The sequence below is a fragment of the Shewanella sp. 11B5 genome (assembly GCF_002836795.1).
Lineage (GTDB): Bacteria > Pseudomonadota > Gammaproteobacteria > Enterobacterales > Shewanellaceae > Shewanella > Shewanella frigidimarina.
Genome location: NZ_PJAP01001092.1, coordinates 1 through 2311, shown reverse-complemented (window position 1 = coordinate 2311; position 2311 = coordinate 1). Strand labels below are relative to the sequence as shown.

The following is a 2311-nucleotide window of genomic DNA, read 5'->3' as shown; positions in this document are numbered from 1 at the left end:
TTTAGGCCAAGATGCTAAAATCGCCAATGTAAAAGCAACTGGCGGAGCATTTTCTTCAGCAATAACCTTGGCTCATTTGAAGTGGGCCGCGATGGGGTATTCTGGCCCAGCAGATAATTTAGCTATTTTCAGTCAAGCCGGAACCGATGGCGAACTGGATATGAACCAATGGGGCTATCCTGCACAGAATTATCCACCTTACGAAGCCTCTCCAAGACTGAATAACGTTAATGACTGCCTTTCCGTCTGGCCTACTCTGTTGCAGGATGGTCCAAGCGTTTCGAGTAGTGCAGATAAAGATTCATCTGATTACCAAGCGGAATATATCAATCCAGATCAATGCCGATATAACTACAACTCGCTATCACTTATGTCGATATATTATGACTCACGTAACGGCCAGGTCTTGGTAGATTCAGATCCCAATAGCTAATTTTTTACCTGATATTTTCCAATAAAAACGTTACACTCAATGGAAAATTAACTCACAAAAAGTGGATCTGATGTCTGAAGCCAAACCAGAATTAACAATGTATCAAATAGCTGACCAATTTATTGCCCTAGCCAATCAACTAAGCCAACAAGAAAATGATATTGGTAAAGTGGGAACAGCAATGAGATTTGCTTCAGCACGCTTTAATGCGTTCGAAGCCTCAATTAAATCAGCTGATCTTGCTGCTGAAAAAGATCATGCATTAGCTTGGTTCTCTGATGAATTTAAAGCCATGCTAAAAGAAAACTTAGAAGATCATATTGCTAATCCTCCTGTAGCGGCACCGCAACAAGAGCAAAAAAGCGATGATAGCGTGCAAATGTTTAAAGGTGCCTAGCATTCGCTAACAACGTCACTGATAATTAGCCGTTAATCAATAATCCCTACCAGAGATCTGGTGGGGATTACTTTTTTTAAAATCAGGCACATTTAACACTCCCCATCACCACTTACTATTTTCTCTGTTCGCTTTAACAACTAAACCTATGCATAACCAGCATAATTAATCACAGTAACCCGATTAGACATCGGTGTTATAACAGCGTGTAAATAACCCTAATAGAAAGTAAAATCAATACAATACCTGAGAGTCTATCAATCAACTTTGCCTTTTCACGTAACTTAGGTAGTACAGCAGAATGTGATAACACAAATGCGATAACGGTATACCACAAGCCATCAATAATTAACGGGGTAAATACAATTAATGCTTGGCCAGTGGTCGTTTGTGCAGCCAAGACAAATTGGCTAAATAAGGCTAGAAAAAACAATAATATCTTAGGATTAAACAGTGAAATAGCTAGCCCGTCACGAGCTGCAACCCATAAACTAGTGGCTTCCCCAGCGGCTAACTTTTGCTGCATCCCGCCTTTGGAACCCAGCGCTTGAATACCCATCCAAGCTAAGTAAATTGCTCCGATTATCGCTATGGCATTAAAAATTAATGGAGATGCTTTTAATATTGCAGCTAAGCCCAATAAAGTCACCAGTGCATACACGCCAATACCAATTGAATGCGCCCAAGCACACACTACACCGTGTAATCTTCCACCACTGAGTGTATGCCTCACTACCATGGCTAAACTCGGGCCTGGAGACATAGCACCCAAACAGCATATCGCTAATAGTCCCAGCCAAGTACTTAACGTCATAACACCTCTTTAAATTACAGTTAGTCTATCTATAATCTTTGTACAAAAACAATTTTAACAACCAGTTAAGTATGCGCTGTTAATGTCGCGTCACTTATTAAGTGATGAATATGATAACGTATTTACCGAGGAAACCTATGACCACATTAATGCTGATATTACTCTTGGTTATTTTTAGCGCTGTAGTGATATTGATTTGGGCTAAAATAAAAGGCAAATCGATTCCGACCTTAGTGATAGCCATGCTCATTTTCATGGGGTTCTGTTTTGCGGGGATCATAGCATTTGTTAATAAAGGTGAAGACTATCAAGCATATAAAACATTGAATTGGCAGCCACTTGAACCTGAAAAAATTGCTACCTATGTTGAACAAGGCAATATTGTGTTTGTTGATATTACAGCCGACTGGTGTGTCCCTTGCCAAACCAATAAAGCCAACGTGCTTCATCGCGAACAAGTCGTAAATCAATTAAACCAACAACACATTATCCTCATGCAAGGTAATTGGACTCAAGCAGATACCGTCATTGAACAGTATATGGGACAGCAAGCGGCTGCTGGCACGCCGTTTAATAAAATCTACGGCTCATCCTACCCTGAGGGTATTGAGTTGCCTAAAGCGCTGATTATCGACGATGTGTATCGAGCATTGGCTTTGGTCGTCAA

At 40.5% G+C, this 2311-nt stretch carries 4 protein-coding genes; 3 read left to right on the top strand and 1 reads right to left on the bottom strand.

Annotated elements, in window-relative coordinates; genetic code table 11:
- Both CXF78_RS20655 and CXF78_RS20650 read left to right on the top strand, forming a co-directional pair.
- Positions 1-433: pilin (locus CXF78_RS20655; RefSeq protein WP_102037815.1), on the top strand; the 433-nt coding region annotated here is incomplete at its 5' end.
- Between the two features lie 70 nt (positions 434-503).
- A complete protein-coding gene (locus tag CXF78_RS20650) occupies positions 504-830 on the top strand; it encodes a DUF3144 domain-containing protein (RefSeq protein ID WP_011638536.1) in 327 nt (108 codons plus the stop codon).
- A gap of 196 nt (positions 831-1026) precedes the next feature.
- Here the strand turns inward: CXF78_RS20650 and CXF78_RS20645 are convergent, their stop codons facing one another.
- Positions 1027-1644 carry a LysE family translocator gene (locus CXF78_RS20645; protein WP_102037814.1) on the bottom strand — a complete coding sequence of 206 codons (618 nt, stop codon included), beginning with the start codon at positions 1642-1644 and terminating at the stop codon, positions 1027-1029.
- A 137-nt stretch (positions 1645-1781) separates the two neighbouring features.
- On the opposite strand from CXF78_RS20645, the gene CXF78_RS20640 reads away from it, so the two are divergent.
- Positions 1782-2311: thioredoxin family protein (locus tag CXF78_RS20640; RefSeq protein ID WP_102037813.1), on the top strand; the 530-nt coding region annotated here is incomplete at its 3' end.